The 21,941-nt window shown below is 67.7% G+C and carries 12 protein-coding genes; 6 read left to right on the top strand and 6 right to left on the bottom strand.

Annotation, left to right across the window (positions count from 1 at the left end; translation table 11 throughout):
- Nucleotides 1-64: 64 nt before the first annotated feature.
- The 6 genes from GC106_RS35785 to GC106_RS35760 all read left to right on the top strand — a co-directional run bounded on the left by GC106_RS35785 (nucleotide 65) and on the right by GC106_RS35760 (nucleotide 10,607).
- The gene (locus GC106_RS35785; RefSeq protein ID WP_173139774.1) at nucleotides 65-1,528 is read left to right on the top strand and encodes a glycoside hydrolase family 10 protein; all 1,464 of its coding nucleotides are present in this window, start codon (nucleotides 65-67) and stop codon (nucleotides 1,526-1,528) included.
- 215 nt (nucleotides 1,529-1,743) lie between these two features.
- Nucleotides 1,744-3,393 (top strand): glycoside hydrolase family 27 protein, encoded by a 1,650-nt coding sequence (locus tag GC106_RS35780; RefSeq protein ID WP_173139772.1) that lies wholly within the window; start codon nucleotides 1,744-1,746, stop codon nucleotides 3,391-3,393.
- 55 nt (nucleotides 3,394-3,448) lie between these two features.
- Nucleotides 3,449-6,274 carry a PQQ-dependent sugar dehydrogenase gene (locus GC106_RS35775; RefSeq protein ID WP_173139770.1) on the top strand — a complete coding sequence of 942 codons (2,826 nt, stop codon included), beginning with the start codon at nucleotides 3,449-3,451 and terminating at the stop codon, nucleotides 6,272-6,274.
- A gap of 23 nt (nucleotides 6,275-6,297) precedes the next feature.
- Nucleotides 6,298-8,001 (top strand): ThuA domain-containing protein, encoded by a 1,704-nt coding sequence (locus GC106_RS48330; protein ID WP_173139768.1) that lies wholly within the window; start codon nucleotides 6,298-6,300, stop codon nucleotides 7,999-8,001.
- Between the two features lie 20 nt (nucleotides 8,002-8,021).
- The gene (locus tag GC106_RS35765) at nucleotides 8,022-9,332 is read left to right on the top strand and encodes a ricin-type beta-trefoil lectin domain protein (protein ID WP_173139767.1); all 1,311 of its coding nucleotides are present in this window, start codon (nucleotides 8,022-8,024) and stop codon (nucleotides 9,330-9,332) included.
- A 9-nt stretch (nucleotides 9,333-9,341) separates the two neighbouring features.
- The gene (locus tag GC106_RS35760) at nucleotides 9,342-10,607 is read left to right on the top strand and encodes a ricin-type beta-trefoil lectin domain protein (RefSeq protein WP_173139765.1); all 1,266 of its coding nucleotides are present in this window, start codon (nucleotides 9,342-9,344) and stop codon (nucleotides 10,605-10,607) included.
- An 88-nt stretch (nucleotides 10,608-10,695) separates the two neighbouring features.
- Here the strand turns inward: GC106_RS35760 and GC106_RS35755 are convergent, their stop codons facing one another.
- Genes GC106_RS35755 through GC106_RS35730 form a run of 6 tightly spaced genes read right to left on the bottom strand, consistent with a single transcriptional unit; the run spans nucleotide 10,696 to nucleotide 21,697 of the window.
- A complete protein-coding gene (locus GC106_RS35755) occupies nucleotides 10,696-14,148 on the bottom strand; it encodes a ThuA domain-containing protein (protein ID WP_173139763.1) in 3,453 nt (1,150 codons plus the stop codon).
- Nucleotides 14,149-14,179: 31 nt separating this feature from the next.
- Nucleotides 14,180-16,567, bottom strand: coding sequence for a ricin-type beta-trefoil lectin domain protein (locus GC106_RS35750; protein WP_173139761.1), 2,388 nt, complete (start codon nucleotides 16,565-16,567; stop codon nucleotides 14,180-14,182).
- 39 nt (nucleotides 16,568-16,606) lie between these two features.
- Nucleotides 16,607-18,517 carry a DUF8034 domain-containing protein gene (locus GC106_RS35745; RefSeq protein ID WP_173139759.1) on the bottom strand — a complete coding sequence of 637 codons (1,911 nt, stop codon included), beginning with the start codon at nucleotides 18,515-18,517 and terminating at the stop codon, nucleotides 16,607-16,609.
- 30 nt (nucleotides 18,518-18,547) lie between these two features.
- Nucleotides 18,548-19,483, bottom strand: coding sequence for a carbohydrate ABC transporter permease (locus GC106_RS35740; protein ID WP_173139757.1), 936 nt, complete (start codon nucleotides 19,481-19,483; stop codon nucleotides 18,548-18,550).
- The gene (locus GC106_RS35735; RefSeq protein ID WP_173139755.1) at nucleotides 19,473-20,348 is read right to left on the bottom strand and encodes a carbohydrate ABC transporter permease; all 876 of its coding nucleotides are present in this window, start codon (nucleotides 20,346-20,348) and stop codon (nucleotides 19,473-19,475) included. The genes GC106_RS35740 and GC106_RS35735 overlap by 11 nt, the downstream gene beginning before the upstream one ends.
- On the bottom strand, nucleotides 20,345-21,697 hold the full coding sequence (locus tag GC106_RS35730) for an ABC transporter substrate-binding protein (RefSeq protein ID WP_173139753.1): 1,353 nt from the start codon (nucleotides 21,695-21,697) through the stop codon (nucleotides 20,345-20,347). Before GC106_RS35730 ends, GC106_RS35735 begins: the two co-directional genes overlap by 4 nt.
- Nucleotides 21,698-21,941 lie beyond the last annotated feature (244 nt).

Below are 21,941 nucleotides of genomic sequence, written 5' to 3'. Positions count from 1 at the left end.
TTTTCCGCACCTGCCTGGGAGCGCTCCCAGATCCGGTCGACGCCTTCAACGACGAAGGAGAACCATGCCCCTGCAAACCCATTCCGTCCGATGGCGCCGCTTGCCGTTGGTCCGCCCGGCGGTCGTCGCCCTCGCCGTGGCCAGCGCCGTGACACTCGCGCCCACCGCCGCCCAAGCCGCCACCACCCTGGGCGCCGCGGCGGCCCAGTCCGGCCGGTACTTCGGCACCGCCGTGGCCGCGGGCAGGCTGGGCGACTCCCAGTACACGACCATCCTCAACCGGGAGTTCAACTCGATCACGGCCGAGAACGAGATGAAGTGGGACGCCACCGAGCCGTCCCGCAACACCTTCACCTTCGGCTCGGCCGACCGGATCGCCAACCACGCCCGCGGCCAGAACAAGCAGCTCCGCGGCCATACCCTGGTCTGGCACCAGCAACTGCCCGACTGGGTCAAGGCCATCCGGGACGCGAACACGCTGCGCAGCGTGATGAACAACCACATCAACGTGGTCGCGGGCCGTTATCGCGGCCAGATCCACTCGTGGGACGTCGTCAACGAGGCCTTCGCCGACGGCAACAGCGGACAGCTGCGCTCCTCGGTGTTCCGTGACGTGCTCGGTACCGGCTTCATCGAGGAGGCGTTCCGCACCGCCCGCACCGCCGACCCCGCGGCCAAGCTTTGCTACAACGACTACAACATCGAGGACTGGAACGCCGCCAAGACACAGGGTGTCTACAACCTGGTGCGCGACTTCAAATCCCGCGGGGTGCCGATCGACTGTGTCGGCCTTCAGGCGCACTTCGGCAGCGGCGGCCCGCCCAGCACGTTCCAGACCACCGTGGCCAACCTCGCCGCGCTCGGCGTCGACGTGCAGATCACCGAACTCGACATCGCGCAGGCGCCGTCGAGCGGGTATGCCAACTCCGTCCGGGCGTGCCTGAACGTGCCGCGATGCACCGGCATCACCACGTGGGGCATCCGGGACAGCGACTCCTGGCGCTCCAGCGAGAACCCGCTGCTGTTCGACCGTAGCGGCAACAAGAAAGCCGCGTACGAGTCGGTGCTCGCCACGTTGAACAGCGTGGGCGGCGGAAGCCCGGTACAAGTCGGCGTGCAGTATCGGCTGGTGGCCCAGCACAGCGGTAAAACCGCCGAGATCGCCAACTCGTCCACGGCCGCTGGTGCCGTGCTGCGGCAGTGGTCGGCCACCGGCGCGACCAACCAGCAGTTCGACTTCCTCGACTCCGGCGGCGGCTACTTCCGGATCAGGGCACGGCACAGCGGCTTGGTGCTTCAGGTGACGGGCTCGGCCAGCGGCGCGGACATCACCCAGCAGCCGGACACCAACGCCACCGGTCAGCAGTGGCAGGTGATCGACCAGGGCGGCGGCGTGATCGGTCTGGTCAACCGGCAGAGCGGCCTGGCGATGGACGTGTGGGAGGTGTCCACCGCCGACGGCGCACGCATCTCGCAGTGGACCAACACCGGCAACGCCAACCAGCGTTTCCAGCTCCAGCGCGTCTGATCGACAAGCAGACGGCATATGCCCCGCTGCGATGCCAGGCCACCGGCACTGAAATGTTAGCGCTAACAGTGCTCGGCCCTGACGTCTTCGGCTGGGCGCCAACCAACTGACCTCGTGAGCGTTTATCCGTGTTCTAACCCTGATAAACGCTCACGAGGCTACCGGGGGCGGTAGGTAGCCCAGGAATTCAACCCTGCACACGACAAGGGGCAATGATGCTCACCCGATCACGTGGACGGCTCGTCCACCTGCTGGCGGTCGCGGCCACGGCGTTGGCGATGGTCACGGTCGCACCCGACCGGCCCGTGGCACAGGCCGCGCCGGGAAGCCCGGCGGACACTCCCCCGCTGGGCTGGAACAGCTGGAACAGCTTCGGCTGCGCCGGCGTCAACGAGACAGTGATCCGTCAGGCGGCGGACACGATGGTCTCCTCGGGAATGCGGGACGCGGGATACCAGTACGTGGTCGTCGACGACTGCTGGTTCGATCCGCAGCGCGACGCTCAGGGCAACCTGCGGGCCCACCCGACGAAGTTCCCCAGCGGCATGAAGGCGCTGGGCGACTACATTCACAGCCGCGGCCTGAAATTCGGGATCTACCAGGTGCCCACCGAACGCACCTGCGCCCAGCGAGGCGGCACGCACCCAGGGGCCACCGGCAGCATGGGCCACGAGGTGCAGGACGCTCGCACGTTCGCCTCATGGGGCGTGGACTACCTGAAATACGACTGGTGCTCCCCGGAGGGCACGCGAGACCAACAGGTCGCCCGGTTCACCATCATGCGCGACGCCCTGCGCGCCACCGGACGCCCGATCGTCTACAGCATCAACCCGAACAGCTATCACGCCGCCACCGGCGACAAGTACGACTGGGGCGAGGTCGCCGACCTGTGGCGCACCACCGAGGACCTGCTCGACATCTGGCAGAACGGCAACACCAACAGCTATCCGATGGGTGTCGGCAACGTCGTGGACGTCACCGCTCCCCTGGCCTCGCAGGCCGGCCCGGGCCACTGGAACGACCCGGACATGCTGGTCGTCGGGCGTCCCGGCCTCACACTCACCGAATCCCGCTCACACTTCACACTCTGGGCGCTGATGGCCGCACCGCTCATGGCGGGCAACGACATCCGGGGCATGTCCGCCGACGTGAGCGCGATCCTGCGGAACCAGCACCTGTTGGCGGTGAACCAGGACAAGCTCGGCGCGGGCGGGCGCCGGGTACGCGACGACGGCAACACCGAAGTCTTCGCCAAGCCGTTGTCGGACGGTTCGGTCGCGGTCGGCCTGTTCAACCGTGGCAGCTCGACCGCGACCATCACCACCACCGCGGCACAGGTCGGCCTGTCCGGCGGATCGTTCACCGTGACCGACCTGTGGACCGGAGCGACATCCAGCAACAGCGGGCAGATCAGCGCCAGCGTTCCAGCGCACGGCGTGGTGGCGTACCGGGTCTCTGGCGGTACCCCGGTGCCCAGCACGACGTCCCGGCTGCGGGGCACCGGCTCCGGCCGTTGCCTGGACGTGGCCGGCTCGTCGACCGCATCCGGCGCGGGCGTGGTGATCTGGGACTGCCACACCCCCGCGAGCCAGACGTGGACAACGTGGCCCACCGGCGAGATCCGCGTCTACGGCGACAAGTGCCTGGATGCCGAGAACTCGGGCACCAGCAACGGCACCCGGGTGGTCATCTGGTCGTGCAACGGCCAGAGCAACCAGAAGTGGACGCTCAACCCCGACGGGTCGATCACCAGCGTCCATTCCGGACTCTGCCTGGACGTCAACCAGGCCGCCACGGCGAACGGCTCACGGCTGATCCTGTGGTCCTGCAACAACCAGGCCAACCAGAAGTGGGCGCGCACGTGAGCCGCCCGGCGCGCCTGGCTGACCAGCCTGTCGAGAGCAAAGGTGTGATCCTGCCATGAGAAACCGAGCCAGGGCGGCGATCTCCGCCGCCCTCCTCGTCGTCGCCGGCACGGCGGCGACCATGATCGGTTCCGCGCCGCCCGCCGCGGCGCACGCGGTCAACCCCGCCGACTTCCAGCAGATCGAACTGGCCCGTGGGGTGTCCGAGATGGGCGAACCGATGTCACTGGCCGTGTTACCGGACCGCTCGGTGCTGCACACGGCCCGCAACGGAACCCTGCGGCGGACCACGGCGGCCGGGACAACGAGCGTGATCGGCACCCTCCAGGTCTACTCGCACGACGAGGAGGGGCTGCAAGGCGTCGGCGTCGACCCCGGTTTCGCCGCCAACCGGTTCATCTACCTGTACTACTCGCCGCCCCTGTCCACCCCGGGCGGGGACGCCCCGGAGAACGGGACGGACTTCTCCGCGTGGAACGGGGTGAACCGGCTGTCGCGGTTCACCCTGAACGCCGACTTCACGCTCAACATGGCCAGCCAGGTGACGGTGCTGGACGTGCCGACCAACCGGGGTGTCTGCTGCCACGTCGGCGGGGACATCGACTTCGACGCGGCGGGCAACCTCTATCTGTCCACAGGGGACGACTCGAATCCGTTCGCCTCGGACGGCTACACCCCCATCGACGAACGCACCACCCGCAATCCCGCGTTCGACGCGCAGCGCAGTTCGGGCAACACCAACGACCTGCGCGGCAAAGTACTGCGGATCAAGGTCAACGCCGACGGGTCGTACTCGATCCCGGCGGGAAACCTGTTCCCGCCCGGCACCGCGCGGACTCGTCCGGAGATCTACGCGATGGGCTTCCGCAACCCGTTCCGGATGAACGTGGACAAGGCCACCGGCGTGGTCTATCTCGGCGACTACGGGCCGGACGCGGGCACGTCGAGCAACACGCGCGGCCCCGCGGGCATGGTGGAGTTCAACCGGATCACGTCGGCGGGCAACTACGGCTGGCCTTACTGCGTCGGCGGCAACACGACCGCGGAAGCCTACGTGGACTACACGTTCCCGTCCGGGCCGTCCGGATCGCGGTTCAACTGCGCCGCGCCGGTCAACAACTCCCCACGCAACACCGGGTTGACCAACCTGCCTGCCGCACGCGCGGCGTGGATCAAGTACGACAACTGCTCGCTGGCCGCGTTCGGCTGCGGCTCGGAGTCCCCGATGAGCGCGCCGGTGTACCGGTACGACGCCGCGAACCCGTCGACGGTGAAATTCCCCGCCGCGCTGGACGGGCACGTCTTCGCCACCGAGTTCGGCAGGCGCTGGATCAAGGTCGTCGACGTGAACTCCGACGGGTCCGCCGGGCAGATCAACGACTTCCCGTGGCAGGGCACCCAGGTCATGGACAGCACCTTCGGCCCGGACGGCGCGTTGTACGTGCTGGACTACGGCACCGGCTGGGGCAGCGGGAACGCCAGCTCAGCGCTCTACCGTATCGAGTACAAGGGGAACGCCAACGGCGCTCCGACCGCGCGGGCCGGCGCGAACCGCACCTCCGGTGTGGCGCCCCTGACGGTGAGCTTCTCGTCGGCAGGATCTTCGGACCCGGAAGGCGGCACGCTGACCTACTCGTGGAACTTCGGCGACGGCACCACATCCACCGCGGCCAACCCGAGCCACACGTACACAGCCAACGGCCAGCACACGGCGACGCTCACCGTGAGGGATCCAGCCGGTCTCACCGCTTCCGCCAGTGTGGCGATCACGGTCGGCAACACCGCGCCCACGGTCACGTTGAGCACGCCGGTGAACGGATCGTTGGTCAACTTCGGTGACACCGTGCCGTACACGATCACTGTGTCGGACCCGGAGGACGGCACGATCGACTGCGGCCGGGTGAAGCTGAGCTACCTGCTCGGTCATGACAGCCACGCGCATCTGATCACGTCCCGGACCGGGTGCTCGGGAACCTTGCCCGTCCCGGTGGACGGTGAGCACGACACGGCGGCGAACTTGTACGCCGTGTTCGACGCCGAGTACACCGACCTCGGCGCGAACGGCCAGCCCGCGCTGACCACGCACACACAGCACGTCCTGCAACTGCGGCACCGCCAGGCCGAGCACCACGGCAGCCAGTCGGGAACCAGTCTGTTCGACAAGGCTGCCGCCGAGGGTGGCAAGACCGTCGGCGACATCCACAACGGTGACTGGATCGCGTTCGAGCCCTACGCGCTCGCGGGCGAAACCCGCTTCACCGCACGGGTGTCCTCCGGCGGCTCCGGCGGCACGCTGTCCGTACGGACCGGTTCGCCGACCGGGACGGTGCTCGGAACCGTGACGGTTCCGGTCACCGGTGGCTGGGACACGTTCACCGAGGTGTCCACCGCCCTGTCCAACGCCCCGGCGGGAACGGGCACGCTGTACCTCACGTTCGCGGGCGGCAGCGGTTTCCTGTTCGATGTGGACGCGTTCACGTTCGGCGCGTCGTCAGGTGGTCCTCGCACCGGCCCGATCACCGGTCCCGGCAGCAAGTGCGTCGACGTCAACGGCGGCGCCACCGCGGACGGCACCAAGATCCAGCTCTGGACGTGTGGTGGCGGGACCAACCAGCAGTGGACCCGCACCGGTGACACCTGGCGGGCGCTCGGCAAATGCATGACTGTCGCCGGTGGCAGCACGGCTGACGGCGCCCAGGTGCAGCTCTCGACCTGTAACGGCAGCGGCGCGCAGAACTGGACCGCCGGCGCCAACGGCTCGCTGATCAACACCCCGTCCGGCAAATGCCTGGACGCCAACGGCGGCAGCACCGCCGACGGCACGCAGCTGATCATCTGGACCTGCCACGGCGGCACCAACCAACGCTGGTCGCTGCCCTGATCCGCCCGCACGGAGGCCAGGAGATGAAACACTCGTTCACCCGGCGCGCGCTCGGCACGACCGCCGCGGCGCTCGTCGCCTTCACCGTCAGTTCCAGTCCGCCTGCCAGTTCCGCCGATACGCCCTACGACGTGCTGGTGTTCTCCAAGACCGCCGGTTTCCGGCACGACGCGATCCCGGCGGGCATCCAGCTGATCCGGGACCTCGGTTCGGCCAACAGCTTCACCGTGACGGCCACCGAGGACAGCAACCAGTTCAACGCCACCGCCTTGGCCCAGTACGAGGCTGTGGTGTTCCTCAACACGACAGGGGACGTACTCAACTCCACGCAGCAGAGCGCGTTCGAGTCCTACATCCGGGGTGGAGGCGGCTACGTCGGCATCCACTCGGCGTCCGACACCGAGTACGACTGGCCGTTCTACGGCGAACTGGTCGGCGCGTACTTCGCCTCGCACCCGGCGATCCAGCAGGCGACCGTGCGCGTGGAGAACCGGGCGCACCAGGCCACCCAGCACCTGAGCCCCGCCTGGGTACGCACCGACGAGTGGTACAACTACCGCACCAACGTCCGGTCCAGCGCCCGCGTTCTGTCCACACTGGACGAATCGACCTACTCCGGTGGCTCGATGGGCGGCGACCACCCGCACACCTGGTGCAAGCCGGTCCAAAGCGGACGCTCGTTCTACACCGGAAGCGGTCACACCCAGGCGAGTTACGCCGAACCCGGGTTCCGGTCCATGGTTCTCGGCGGCATCCGGTACGCGGCCGGCCGGACCAAGGCGGACTGCCGGCCGGAGACCGGATACACCACGCTGTACAACGGATCCACCAGCGGCTGGAGCCAGGCCGGGCCGGGTGGCTTCACCAACAACGACGCCACGCTGACGTCCACGGGCGGAATGGGCATGCTCTGGTACAGCACCAAGGAGTTCCGCTCGTACTCGCTCAAACTGGACTGGCGGATGCCCGGCGACGACAACTCCGGCGTGATCGTCGGCTTCCCGGCGGGCAGCGATCCGGCCGCGGCGCTCAGCCAGGGCCACGAGGTGCAGATCGACGCCACCGACACGGCGGACAAGACCACGGGCTCGATCTACGGGTTCAAGGCGGCCGACGTGACCGCCCGGGACGCCGCGCTCAACCCGCCGGGTGAGTGGAACACGTTCGAACTGCTCGTCGAGGGCGAGCGGCTGCAGGTGTTCCTGAACGGCGTGAAGATCAACGACTTCACCAACACCGACCCGGTGCGGTCGCTGGCTTCCGGCCACATCGGCATCCAGAACCACGGCACCGGCGACGACGTGTCCTTCCGCAACATCCGGATCAAGGAGCTCGGTGGCACGTCTCCCCGCACCGGGCCGATCACCGGCGCCGGCGGCAAGTGTGTGGACGTCAGTGGAGGCAGTACCGCGGACGGCACCAAGATCCAGCTGTGGAGCTGCACCAACGGTGCCAATCAACAATGGACGGTCAACGCGAACACAGTGCGCGCGTTGAACAAGTGTATGAACGTCGCGGGCGGTAGCACCGCGAACGGCGCCCAGGTCCAGCTCTCGGCCTGTAACGGCAGCGGCGCGCAGAACTGGACCGCCGGCGCCAACGGCTCGCTGGTCAACACCCAGTCGGGCAAGTGCCTGGACGCCAACGGTGGCAGCTCCGCCGACGGCACGCAGCTGATCATCTGGACCTGCCACGGCGGCACCAACCAACGCTGGACCCTGCCCTGAACCCAGACAGGAGCACAACCATGAGGAAGAAGCACCTTCTCGGTCGCTGGTGGGCACCGATCGCCGCCATCGCACTGGTTCTCACCGGTGCCAGCGCGGCCGACGCCCGGCAGACCACCGCACCCGCACCCACGAACACCGGGACGCTCGCCGCGTCCCCCGGATGCGGCAAGGCACCGACGCTGACCAGTGGCACGCACACGATCCAGAGCGGCGGCCAGAACCGCTCCTTCATCCTGCGGCTGCCCGACAACTACAACAGCAACACCCAGTACCGGCTGTTCTTCGGATACCACTGGCTGAACGGCACCGCCAACGACGTCGACTCAGGCGGGAGCGACGGCTACAACTGGTCGTACTACGGCCTGCGGCGGCTGTCCAACAACGGCGCGATCTTCGTGGCGCCGCAGGGCATCAACAACGGCTGGCCGAACTCCGGCGGTCAGGACGTCGCCTTCACCGACGCCATGCTCCAGCGGATCGAGAACGACCTGTGTGTCGACACGACACAGCGCTTCGCGCTGGGCTTCAGCTACGGCGGCGGGATGAGCTACTCACTCGCGTGCAGCCGGGCGAACGTGTTCCGTGCGGTCGCGGTGTACTCCGGCGCTCAGCTGAGTGGATGCAGCGGCGGTACGCAGCCCATCGCGTACATGGGAATACACGGCATCAGCGACTCGGTGCTCAACATCTCGATGGGGCGGTCGTTGCGTGATACGTTCGTCAGGAACAACGGTTGCACAGCGCAGAACCCGCGTGAGCCCGCAGCGGGCAGCCGGACCCACATCACCACCACCTATTCGGGTTGCCGCTCCGGGTATCCGGTCGTCTGGGCGGCGTTCGACGGCGGCCACACCCCCGGCCCCATCGACGGCGGTGGTGAGGGCTGGCGGACGTGGACCTCGGGTGAGGTGTGGAAGTTCTTCACCGGTGGCACGACGCCTCCGGACCCGAACCCGACCGCGTTCCGGCTGCGCGGTGAGTCCTCCGGCCGGTGCGCGGACGTCACCGGCGCGAACTCGGCGAACGGCACCCAGCTGATCATCTGGGACTGCCACACGAACTCCAACCAGCAGTTCACGCAGAACGGCCAGGCCCTCCAGGTGCTGGGCAAGTGCCTGGACGCGCCCAACAACGCCGCATCGGGCAGCCGGGTCCAGATCTGGGACTGCCACGGCGGAGCGAACCAACAGTGGAACCTCACCAGCACCGGCACGATCACCAATGCGCAGACCGGCCTGTGCCTTGACGTCACCGGCACCGCGAACAACGCGGCCGTGAACGTGACGACGTGCAACGGCGGCGCCGGTCAACGCTGGGCCAAGGCCTAGGGAGCATCCATGAGACTTCGGCACTGGTGGACGCCGATCGCCGCTGCCGCACTGGTTCTCGCCAGTGCGGGGGCGGCATCCGCGGATCCCGGTCCCCTTGCCGCATCCCCCGGATGCGGCAAGGCTCCCACATTGCGGAGCGGCACCCACACCATTCAGAGCAACGGCAAGAACCGCAGCTTCATCCTCAGCGTCCCGGACAACTACGACAACACCCGCCAGCACCGGCTGGTCTTCGGATTCCACTGGTGGGGCGGCACCGCGGAGCAGGTCGCCTCCGGCGGCAGCGACGGTGACGTCTACGCCCACTACGGACTGCGCCGGCTGGCGAACAACACGGCGATCTTCGTCGCGCCCCAGGGCATCGGCAACGGCTGGGCCAACTCCGGCGGCGAGGACGTCACCTTCACCGACGACATGATCAGACGGATCGAGAACGACCTCTGCGTCGACACGGCACAACGCTTCGCCCTCGGCTTCAGCTACGGCGGAGCGATGAGTTACGCGCTCGCCTGTGCCCGTGCGACGAGCTTCCGTGCGGTCGCGGCGATCGCCGCTCCCGGGCCGATCAGCGGATGCAGCGGTGGTAACGAACCATTCGCCTACATGGGAATCCACGGCATCGGGGACAACCCCGCCGCGGGACGAGGACTGCGGGACAGGTTCGTCAGGAACAACGGCTGCACGCCGATGAACCCGCCCGAGCCCGCGTCGGGCAGCCGCACCCACATCACCACCACCTACTCCGGCTGCCGCGCCGGATACCCGGTCGTCTGGGCGGCGTTCGACGGCGGCCACCAGCAAGGTCCCGTCGACGGGTGCGCGGGCTGTGAGAGCGGCGCCAGGAGCTGGGTCAAGAACGAGGTGTGGAAGTTCTTCACCGGGGAGACACCCACGCCGACACCGTCCTTCCGGCTGCGCGGCGAGTCCGCGGGCCGGTGCCTGGACGCCAACGGCGGCGGCTCGGCCAACGGCACCCAGATGATCGTCTGGGACTGCCACACCAACGCCAACCAGCACTTCACCCAGAACGGGCAGGCCCTCCAGGTCATGGGCAAATGCCTGGACGCGCCGCCCAACGCGGCACCCGGCACCAGAACACAGATCTGGGACTGCCACGGCGGCGCGAACCAACAGTGGAACCTCACCGGCACCGGCACGATCACCAACGTCCAAACCGGCCTGTGCCTGAACATCGGTGGCACCGGCAACGGTGCGGCCGTGAACGTGGCAACGTGCAACGGCGGCGCCGGCCAACGCTGGACCAAAGCCTAGCCCCCAGAAACCCCCTCGTGAGTGTTTATCAGGGTTAGAACCCGGATAAACACTCACGAGGGGTTTGGTGGGGTTAATGAGCTGGTTGTCAGGACAGCGTCCATCTTTGGTTGGTGCCGCCGTTGCACGTCCAGATGATCAGCTGCGTTCCGTCCGCGGAGCTGCCGCCGGTGGCGTCCAGGCACTTGGTGCCGTTGCGGATGGTGCCGTCGGACTGCACGGACCAGTTCTGCGCCGAGCTGCCGTCGCAGGTCCACAGCTGCACGAGGGCGCCGTCAGCGGTGCTGCCGCCGTTGACGTTCAGGCACTTGCCCAGGCTCCGGAGTGTCTGCCCCGTGCGGGTCCATGCCTGGTTCGCACCGCCGCTACAGGTCCACAGCTGGACTTTGGTGCCGTCGGCGGTGGCGCCGCCGTTGACGTCGACGCACTTGCCGCCGATACCGACGATCGCCCCGCCGTTGCCCGGCGTGCCGACACCGGGACCGGTGAACGTCATCGAGTCGATGTCGTAGGAGTTGTTCGCGCTCGCCTTGAACACCAGGAACAACTCCGTGGTACCGCCGGGATTGGTGACGTTCGCCGCCGGCATGCTGGCGTAGTTGTCCCAGCCGCCGGTGCTCTGGACCGGCACCGACGCGATCAGCGTGCCTGTCGGCGAACCGGCACGCAGTTCGACCGTGCCGCCACCGGACGGCGAGGACAACCTGACCGACACCTGGTCGATGCCGGTGAAGTTGTACGGCTTGAACGAGATCCAGTCGTTGTTGCTGATGTCGCCGACCCGGGCGCCTGACTGCGCGCCGGACTGCGAGACGACGCGCACGCCGGACGAGCCGGTGAAGAACTCGGCCTGCTTGTGCTTGGGTTGCAGCACGATCTTTCGGCTGCCGGTCAGCGGGGGAACCCCGGTCGCGCCCTTGTCGGTGTACTTGGCGTCCGCGACGTAGAACACGTTCACCGCGGCGTGCGCACTGTCGGTCTGCGGGTTCAGTGTGCCGGAGCAGCCCGGGATCGGCGTGAGGTCGTGGGCGTGCTGGTCATGTCCCAGCGCTGGTGTCGTGCTCACCTTCGTGCAGTCGACGGTGCCGTCTTCGGGATCGGTGACTGTGACCGTGTACGGGATGGTGGTGCCCCAGTCGAACATGCCGCCGTCCGGGATGCTGAGGTTGACCGTCGGAGCGGTGTTGCCCGAGGTCACGATCACGTTCGCCACGCCTGTCTTGCCGCCCGCGTCGGTGACCGTCAGCTTGGCGTTGAACTGTCCCTTCGACGTGTAGGTGTGACTGGGGTTGGCCGCGGTGGACGTGCCGCCGTCACCGAACTCCCACCGGTAGGTCACCGGACCGCCTTCCGGGTCCCTCGATCCGGCGCTGGAGAACTGCACCGTCAGCGGCGAGCCACCCGAACTCGGGGTGGCTGTCGCCGTGGCGACCGGGCTGCGGTCGCCGGTGGTGTAGTCGATGCGGTAGAGCCCGGAGTCCGGGTTGTCCCGGCCGAATCCGGTCCCCCACTCCAGGAGGTACATCGCGCCGTCGGGGCCGAACTTGGCGTCCATCGGCGACTTGAAGCTCAGGTTCGACAGGAAGCTGTTTATCTTCAGCAATTTCCCGTCCTGGCCGAGCCGGAACTCGAACATCTTGTTGCGGGACCACTCGCCGAAGAACGGTGTCTGGTCGAAGTACTCCGGGAACTTCGTCGGTGACGGGTTGGCCGGGTCGTACTGGTAGACCGGGAACGCGTGCGGCGCCTCGCCACCGTCGCCGACCTCCGGGAACTTGAACCCGTTGGCGCCGTTGCCGTACCAGACGTCGGCCTTGCGAGCGGCCGGCAGCTGGGTCAGCCCGGTGTTGTTCGGCGAGTTGTTCACCGGGTTGGCGCAGTTGAACTTCCCGCTCGACTGCCCGGTGGCGAAGTTGTAGTCGTTGTACGCGATGTTGTCGCCGACGCAGTACGGCCAGCCGTAGAAGCCCGGCGAGCTGATGATGTTCCATTCGACGATCGCCGCCGGGCCCCGGTTGGCGTTGTCGTTGGCCGCGTCCGGGCCGTAGTCGGCCGCGTAGATCACGCCCGTCGTCGGGTGCACCGAGAACCGGAACGGGTTGCGGAAGCCCATCGCGTAGATCTCGGGCTTCGTCCTGGCCGTACCCGGCGCGAACATGTTGCCGGACGGGATCGTGTAGGTCCCGTTGGCCTCCGGGTGGATGCGCAGGATCTTGCCCCGCAGGTCGTTGGTGTTCGCCGAGGTGCCCTGGACGTCGTTGTTCGCCCAGCCCGGCCGCTCGTCGATCGGCGCGTACCCGTCGGAGCGGAACGGCTCGATGTCGTCACCGGTGCCGATGTAGAGGTTGCCGTTCGGTCCGAACGTGATGTAACCGCCGGTGTGGCCCGGCTCGGGCGCCTGACGTGACGACGGCACCTTCATGATCACCTGCTCGGTGGCCATGTCCAGCGTGTCACCGTTGACGGTGAACCGGGAAACCCTCGCGATGTGCTCGCTGCCGCCCGCCGGCGAGTACATCAGGTAGATCCACCTGGTGGTGGCGAAGTCCGGGTCGAGCGCGAGACCGGTCAGGCCGTCCTCGCCCCCGGTGTACACGTTGATCGTGGCCGCCGTGACGGTGGTGCGGGTGTCCGGCTTGTGGATCTTCACCTTGCCGCCGTACTCGGCGTAGAACACGCGGCCGTCCTTGGCGACGTCCAGCGCGGCGGGCCCGACGGTGTTGTCGTCCAGGGTGACCTTCTCGAAGCTGCTCCACACCGTGGGACCGCAGTCCGCCGCGACCCGGCCACCGGCCGATTCCACGCCGCCCTTGACGTGCTCGCGGAACAGCGGCTCGGAGTAACTGGAAGCCTGGTGGCCCATGGCGGTGGCCCACAACCGTCCGCCCTCGAAGTTGCGGCACCACGAGATCGGGTGGTCGTGGCCCATCTTGTTCGGACCGGCGTCGTAGGTGGTCTCGTCCGCGGTGGCCAGCACGTGCACGTCACCGCGTGCGGAGCGGTTGAAGTTGTACCACTCCTCGGTGCGCGTCCACCGGTCCGGAAGTCCTTGCCCGGACGGGTGTTCGCGGTCGGCCACCTTGGCGGTGCCGGACACGATCGCCGAGTGCTGCGTCATCGTCATGCCGAGCATCTGGTCCCACCACGGGAACTGCTGCTCGATGTTCATGTCCGTCGCGTTGTGGATCGCCACGATGCCACCACCGCCGCGCACGTACTTCTGCACGGCGGCGCGCTGGGCGTCGTTGTCCCACACCATTCCCGAGGTCTGCAACATCACGACCACGTCGAACGTGGCGAGCGTGGCGTCGTTGAAGACCGTCGAATTCTCGCTCTTGGTCACCTCCCATTGGTTCTGCGCGGCCAACTGGTCGAACATCGTGATCCCGGCCGGGATCGAGTCGTGCCGGTAGCCCGTGGTCTTGCTGAACAGCAGGACGTGCAGACCTTCCGGGTGTGCGGTGGCGACCGGCGAGGCCAGCCCGATCACCAGCAAAGCGCCGCCGATGACTGATAACAGGCGCGCGAATCTGTGTCTCATTGCCACTCCTCCGGGGTGGTGAGGACAGGTGCTACGAAAGGGTCCATTGCTGGTTGGCGCCGCCGTGGCACGTCCACAAGATGGTCTTGCCGCCGTTGGCGGTGGCGCCGCCGTTGATGTCCAGACATATCCCGGATTGCGTTCCGGTGATAGTGCCATTGGCGTTGATCTGCCACTGCTGGCCGGCTCCACTGTCACACTGCGCGATCACGACCTGTGTGCCAGGGGCGGTCTGGTTGTTGAGGGCAGTCATGCACCTGGTGTTGGCGCCGCTGTAGACGGTCAGCTGACCGGACGCGGTCCGCGTCCAGACCTGGCCGGCCCCGCCGTTGCAGCCCCAGATCTGCAACTGCGTGCCCGGCGTCGTACTGCCGCCGTTGACATCCAGGCACTTGCCCGCGCCCAGCGCGAGGACGTCACCGGTTCTGGGCCGCAGGGCGGGTTCGATGCCCGCCTGGGCCATCACCTGCTGCGCGCCGGTGGGCCATGTTCCGGTCACCGGGACATTTCCCGTCAGGACGTTGTTGTGCGGCGGGCCGGTGGCCACGTTGGCGACACCGGTGTTGTACCAGTTTCCAGCGAAGACGTTGTCGTTGGTGTTGTTGGTGGCGCTGGCGTTGGTGAAGGCCCAGACCCCGCTGTCGATGACCACGTTGTTGGACACCGAGACGTAGCGTGATCCTTCGTCCAGGTACAGGCCGACGGTGCCGCGGTTGTCGTAGATGAGGTTGTGGTCGATCGAGCCGCCTGGGTTGGCGGACAGGTTGTAGAGGCTGCCGCCGTCGTGCAGGGATTTCTTGGTGCCGTGGATGACGTTGTACCTGACGACGGTGTCGCGCAGGGTCGTCGGTGTCGTGTAGACGGGCTGGTAGTTGTACAGGCCACGGTTGCGGTAGTCCTGGCTGCCGCCCGGGTCGTTGGCGCCCCAGCCCCAGCCGACGTCGATTCCGTCGTAGGCGAGGTTGGCCACCTCGTTGTGCTCGATGACGGCGTGGGTGACGTACGTGGACAGGATGCCCGCCATGTCCTTGTAGTCCTTCGCGACATCGGTCACCAGGTTGTTCCTGATCGTGATGTCCTTGTTCACCATCGCCGGGCCGGCGGGGTGGTGGGCGTCCGGCCGGACTCCGCCGACGACGATCGCGCCCCCGGAAAGGTTGGTGAAGGTGTTCTGGGAGACGGTGACGGCCGACGCGCCCAGGCCGACGCCCGACTGGTTGGCGTTGGCGTCGTTGCCGATGCCCAGGCCGACCTGACCGAGGTGGCGGAAGGTGTTGCCGGTGAACGTGATCCCGGTGGCGGCCGAGACCTGCACGGCGGCGGGCATCTGGCCCCAGCCGTTGCGTGCGGCCTCGAACATCGGGCAGCCGGACTGGCAGGACGTCAGGAAGTTCGACGGCATCTGGTAGGCGGCCGGGATGAACGTGCCGCTCTGCTGGTTGGCGTAGCCGACCGATGTTCCCGGCTGGAGCCAGGTGGTGTGCTCGAACACCACGTCGCGCATGGTGATGTCGCGGACCGGGTCGGCGTGGCTGGCGCTGATCTGGACCAGCGAGGTCAACCGCGGCAGCACGATGTCGCGTCCGACCGGTGACTGCCCGGCTGCCGCCTTGTAGTAGAGCCGCCCGGCGGGTGGGTCCAGGTACCACTGGCCTGCGGTCCGCAGGAACGAGTACGAATTGTGCAGCGTCAGCCCACCACCGGCGAAGGGCCGCGCGAGGGTGTCGTAGCCCCAGTTGTTGTTGTTCCACGCGGGCTGCTGCATGGTGATCGTGGTCCCGCTGATGCTCTGCACGGGCGAGTACCGGTCGGTGAACGAGTTCAGGCTCTCCAGCTCGATGCGGTTCTGCTGGGGCAACGTGGCCAGGTAGTTGAGGGCGGGGTTCGTGATCGTCATGCCGGTGGCGGTGATCTGTACGTCGTTGCGTGAGATGCCGATCGACGCGCGGGGTGCCAGCGTTCCGTCCACGTAGAGCTGCCGGGACTCGGCGCCCTGGGGCACCGGTGCGACCCAGATGTTCGCGGCCGGGTCGTGCTGGGTCCAGCCGGTCACCGGCTGCCCGCCGGACACCGTCGGTGTCGCGCCGGGCAGGGCCTGCCAGGTGACGGTGTGACCGTTGCGGCCGGAGTCCGCGCTGGTGAACCGCAGTGGGGCCGACAGCCGGTGCACGCCGCCCGCGAGTTCCACGACCACATCGGTTTTGTCCGACAGGGCGCGTGCCATTTCCTGGGCCTTGACGAGCGTCGCGACCGGACGATCACGATCGCCCGAAGCGAGGTCGTTCCCGGCCGGGGAGACGACTATTCGCGCGATCGCCGCGTCGGCGGCTTGCGCCGGCGCGGCGGCGAGCGTCACCACGGTGAGTGCGGTAGTCGCCGCCGCGAGCGCGGCGACCACCTGTCTGGTGCAGGGAGGCATGGACTTCTTCACCTTTCCGGAGTGCAGGGTGGATGAACGTCAGGTCTCGAAGGGTGTCCGGTAGGACGGGAGCCGGTCGCGCAGGTCGAGGCGCAACGTCAGGCGGACACGGGTGGAGCGGGGCAGCTCCACCCGTAGCCACGGCCCGTCGACCTGTGTGGACGCCGAAGTGACCACCGGCTCGCGGTGTCCGTAGTCGTAGAGATCGCCGATCCAGGACGAGTCCTCGCAGACCGTGTGGGACACGGATCGAATGGTGTGCTCGGCGAACGCACCTGCTTGCACCACAACGGATCGCGAGACTGCCGGATGGAGGTTGACCAGGTCGACTGTGGTCGCCTCCGGATCGATGCCGGACACCAGCGCCGCCACCGACGGCGGAAGGCCGGGCCGCCGGGCCTGGGCGTCGTGGTACCGCACCCGCGCCTGCTGCAGCCCACCGTTGTACATCACCTGCGGACCGCCCCAGGTCAGCTGCACCAATGCCTCGGTGACCACGGGGTTCGACTGCTGCCACAAGTGGATGTCGGCCTCGGTCACGTCCTGATCCCGGTAGCGCTCCATCCGGGCCAGCCGGTGCCGCACCTGGGCTTGCGCCGCTGCCAGGATCCGCTCCGGGTAGTCGGGGTTGTCCCCGGCCAGGAACGCGAGCCACGGCTCCTCGTGGCCGGCCTCCTCTTTACCGCGGAACGCTCGCACAGTGCGCCAGTCGTGGCCGCTGGCCGCGCGTAGCCGCTCGATGCGTTCCCGGTCGGCGGGATCGGCGGAGTGGTGCCACAACGCCGTGGGTACCGCCATCAGCATCGGGTTGTAGTCGAACCAGCCGTGGTCGGCGTACCGGATCGGCACGTGCAGCGTGGGTGTACGGACGTCGTCGCCCAACTGCGCCACCCACCTGGACCGCAGGCTGGAGTCCGCCTCAGCGAACGCCATGGTCTTGCCCTGCGCGATGGCCTCGTCCAGAGTGGACCGGACCAGGTCGAGGAACGACTCGTCGCCGGTGGCCGCGACGGACGCCAGTGCCGCCACGGTCGCGGCCTGCCCGACGCTGTACCAGCCGTGCGGCCAGGACCAGCCGTAATGCCCGCCGTACCAGCGGCCTTCCAACAACCCGCCGACCGTGCCATCAGGCGCGACGTTGTCAGGGATCATGCCGCCGTTGGCAGCGGCCCGCTCTCGCCATGCGCCGACGTAGTCCGCGATCCAGTCCCGGTAGCGTGGCCGGCCGGACAGTATCAGCGCGTTCAGGACGAGTCCGGACACCGCCAGATTCACGGCGGTGTCGCCGATGCCCATCCTGCGGCGCATCTCCTCCCCCAGGCGCGGGTCGCGGTCGCGCGCCGGTTCGTCCGTGCCGGGTGGCAGGACCCAGTCCAAGGGGAAGCCGTACATGCGGGCTTCCTCGGTCAGCCAGGGATAGGCCGGGCCGTCGAACAGCCCTTCCCGCAACGGGTCGCTACCGTTGTGCGGCCGTCGGATCACCCGGTGTTCCGGGTCGTAGTTGCCGCACTCGGGGTCGACGTACAGGTCGGCGAAGCGCAGCGCTCGCTCGGACCAGCGATCGGGCGCGGCCATGCACAGGAAGTAGAACAGCTGCAGGCTCTCGCTTTGGTGGAACCAGTCGTAGCCGCGCTCGTACTCGTTGTGCAGCATGCCCAGTTCGGTGAGCTGCCGGGTGACGCCCTCCCAGTGCCTCTCGGACGCGGCCAGCAGATCGTCGGCCCCGCCGAGCAGGTAGAGCTGTGGCCAGTTGAAGAAGGTCTCGTAGAAGTCGTCCACGCCGTCGCGCGAGGTGAGCCGGTCCTGGTAGGTCAGCCGGCCGTCCGGGCCGGTGAAGTCGCGTTCGAACCGGCGCCAGGCGTGGTCGAGCAGGTCGAACAGGTCGCGCTGCGCGACCGCCCAGTGCGGTGGCTCGAGCAGGGGGACAGACGCGGTGATGACGGGGTGCATCCGGGATTTCTCCGTTCCGGGGCCGGTCGATCACTCCTTGGTCGCGCCGGCGAGCATTCCGGCGACGAGGAATCGTTGGGAGAACAGGAAGACGAGAAGGACCGGGGTGATCGCCAGCAGTGTCGCGAGCGCCAGTTGCGGGCGCTGGACGGCGAGTTCGCCGACGGTCGGGTTGAACTGGGGGACGTTGTTGAGCAGCTCGCCCAGGCCCACCTGGACCGGGAACTGGCCGCTCGTGGGCAGCAGGACGTAGGGCAGGAAGTAGTTGGTCCAGTTGGCCACGAAGCCGAAGAACCCGACCAGGGCGATCACCGGGGCGGCCAACGGCAGGGCCACGCGGCGGAACACGCCGAACTCGGAGCAGCCGTCGAGCCTGGCCGCGTCCAGCAGTTCCGTGGGCAACGCGGTGGTGAAGAAGATGTACGCCAGGTACACCCCGAAGGGGTAGAACGAGTACGGCAGGATGACCGACCACATCGAGCCGATCAGGCCGACCGCGTTGAGCTCGAGGAACAGCGGCACCACCAACGTCGCGTTGGGCATGAGCATCACGATGAGGGTGACGACCAGCAGGGTATTCCGGCCACGGAACTCCGTCTTCGCGAGCCCGTATCCCGCGGGGATCGCCACGCAGAGCGTGATGACCAGTGCCAGGAACGCGTACAGCGCCGAGTTGCCCAGCCACACGAGGATCGCGCCGTCCTGGAAGGCCGTCAGCGCCTCCCAGTTCGCCCGCAACGCCTGCCACGACCCGAAGGACAGCGGATCGCCGTGCACGAGCTGGTCGTCGGTCTTGGTTGCCGCCAGTACCAGCCAGAGCACCGGCAACGCGAAGAACAGCAGGAAGAATCCCAGGACCAGGGCGGCCAGCGGACTGCGTGCTTTCCCGTGCGGGCGCGAGGTCGCCGGTCGCGGCGCGGCGGCCGGGTGGAGGGGCGGGGCGGACCGCCGGGTGTCAGTCGGCATCGAAGAACCTCGACCTGACGACGAACACCCCTGCGGCGACAAGCCCGACCAGCAGCAGTTCGACCGAGACGGCGGCGGCGGTGTTGACGTTGTCGTTACGGAAGGCGAAGTCGTACGAGAGCTGGTTGAGCGAATAGTCACGCCCGGCGACACCGACACTCGCCTGCGACAACAGCTGTGGCTCGACGAACAGCTGTGTCCCGCCGGCGAACGCGAGGATCACCATGTAGACGATCCACTTGCGCAGCAACGGCAACTGGACGCGCCGCGCGGTCTGCCAAGCGCCGGCACCGTCGATCCGTGCCGCCTCGATCAGATCCGGGGAGATCGTGTTCAAGGCCCCGTACATCACCACGATCCACCCGCCCGCGCCGGTCCAGAACGCGATCAGCGTGAACAGGACCGGCAGGTGTTCGGGGGCGACCACTTGACCGAAGGTGTCGAAACCGAACGCCCGCAGCAGGAAGCCGGCCGGGCTGACCGCCGGGTCCAGCAGGAACAGCCAGACCAGCACGCTCGCCGAGCCGGCCAGTGCGCCGGGGATGTAGTACAGGAAACGCAAAGACCTGCTGAGGCTCCGGGATGTCACGCGATGCAGCAGCAGCGCGAGCCCGACCACGAACACCACCAGCGTGACCAACCAGAGGACCAGGTAGACCGCGACGTGTCCGGCAGCGGCGGCGAACCGGAAGTCGCTCGCGGCGGCGGCGAAGTTCGCCAGTCCGGCGAAGGCGCCAGTGGAATCGGTGAAGGCGAAGGCTATCGCGTAACCGGTCGGCACGAGCCCGAAGGCGACCAGCAACACCACGTAGGCAGCGACGAAACCGTGACCGGCGCGGACGCGCCACCGGACCCGGGAACTCATTGGTTCACCTGGTAACCGTCGGCCCGCGCGCGGTTGACGATCGCGTTCTGCCAGTCCGGGAGCATCGACACGATCGACTTGCCCGCGTTCAGGCCCGGGGTGACCGTCGCGGCCCAGATCGCCTCCTGGCTGAACTGCCCGTACCCCCACCCGGGCCACACCTGTCCCGCCGCGGCTTGCAGGGGTGCGGCGATGTCACCGGCGTAGTACCCGGAGGAGTTCTGGTTCGCCAGCCACGTCCTGGCCGCGGGCCCGTATGCCGGGTAGCCGGGGGCGACCTTGCCCTGATAGTCGTCCGATGTGGTCACCCACGTCAGGAAGTCAGTGGCGGCCTTCAGGTTGGCGCTGTGCGCGGACAACAGCCACGTGCCACCGCCGACGTTGCCGACCGAGGGGGTGTTGTCGCCGGACCACTGCGGCATCGGCGCCACCGCGATCCGCCCGGCCGGAACCTTGAACGTGCCCTGGAACAGCGCGCCGCCGTACCACGCCGGGCCGGGCATCATCAGGATCTTGCCGGCGTGGTTCTTGCCGAAGTCCGAACTGAACACGCTGCTGACGGACAGCGTCCCGTTCTTGATCAGCGTGTCGAGCAGCGCCGCCATCCGGGTGCAGGCCGGGCTGGTGGTGTTCACGGTGACCGCCTTGGGCCCGGTGATCTGGTTGGCGCCGCACTTGCCCGCCCACAGGTAGATCTCCGGGGTGAACGTGTCGCCCGCGGACCCGACCAGGTAGCCGGGGTGTTCGGCGGCGACCTGCTTGCCGAGGGCCTCGTACTGCTCCCACGTGGTGGGAACCTGGTAGCCCCACTGCTTCATCAGGGTCGCGTCGTACCAGAGCACGGTCTGGGAAAGGTCGTTGCGCAGACAGTGCAGCGTGCCGTCGACCGTGCACGGGTCGTTCGCACCGGGCGCCCAGCCGTCGAGAAGCGACTGCGGGAGCAGCCCTTTGTTCAGCGGCGCGGTGAACTTTGCCTGCACCGCCCAGGTGGTCTCGTTGTTCTGCGAACTGAAGACCACGTCCGGCCAGCCACCGCCGGTCCGGTTGAACAGGCTCACCTTCGTCTGCAGGTAGTTCGAGCCGTTGGCGTTGCCGTCGTAGGTGACGATCTCCATGGGCACCGAGGGATGCTGCTTCTGGTACAGCTGCGCGGCGGCCAGGCGGGTGGAATCCACCCACACCGTCACCTTGCCACCCGTCTGTTCCACCGGCTTGAACTCGTTCCGGGTGCTCACCGCCCCGCCGCCGCTGCCGCATGCGCTGAGCAGGAGCGCGACGCCACATGCCAGCGAAGCGATTCGCCTGCGGCCGTTGCCTTGACTTGTTCCGCTGTCGAGCTTCGCCGTCATGAGTTACTCCACCACGTCGTGGAAATGTGTCTGACTTATCCCGCAGTTGAAGACAGGCGTCCGCCGCGTTGAGGCAGCTCTCGGGGGTTCACCGGTGCAGGGTCGGTCGCTTAGATCACACACATAACAGCGGCCCGTGGCGCGCAGGTCAAGAGATAAGCCTGTCGAATACCCCGATCCTCTCAGCCGGAGCCGCCCGAATGCCGTCTTCGCCTGGCACGGCACATGTACGGTCTACAGGGAC

Origin of the sequence: Kibdelosporangium persicum (genome assembly GCF_013280595.1) — a bacterium.
GTDB lineage: Bacteria > Actinomycetota > Actinomycetes > Mycobacteriales > Pseudonocardiaceae > Kibdelosporangium > Kibdelosporangium persicum.
The sequence above is the reverse complement of the archived record's forward strand: the minus strand, read 5'-3'. Positions and strand labels throughout refer to the sequence as shown.